This window comes from Oceanospirillum sediminis (assembly GCF_014164585.1).
In the GTDB taxonomy this organism is placed as follows: domain Bacteria; phylum Pseudomonadota; class Gammaproteobacteria; order Pseudomonadales; family Halomonadaceae; genus Oceanospirillum; species Oceanospirillum sediminis.
The window spans coordinates 1-301 of record NZ_JACJFM010000392.1 but is presented as its reverse complement, the minus strand read 5'-3'; the positions used below and the strand labels follow the sequence as shown (position 1 = coordinate 301).

Annotated in this window: 1 protein-coding gene; it reads right to left on the bottom strand. The window is 38.2% G+C overall.

Annotated features, from left to right (window positions below; genetic code table 11):
* Window positions 1-301: KdsC family phosphatase (locus tag H4O21_RS28970; RefSeq protein WP_502243763.1), on the bottom strand; the 301-nt coding region annotated here is incomplete at both ends.

The following is a 301-nucleotide window of genomic DNA, read 5'->3' as shown; positions in this document are numbered from 1 at the left end:
TAATCGGGAATATCATCGCCCATGTACAGTACGTTTTCAGAAGTTAATTTTTTACGATTAAAATAATCATCCAACTGCTCAATTTTATTGTGAGCACCTAAATAAATATCGGTAATGCCTAAACCTGTTAAACGTTTTTCAACACCTTCATTGCTGCCACCAGAAATGATACAAACGTTATATCCTTGGTCAACAGCGGTTTTAAGGGCGTAGCCATCTTTTATGTTCATCGTGCGCAACATTTCGCCAGATGATGTAATATGTACCGTGCCATCGGTTAGAACGCCGTCAACATCAAAAA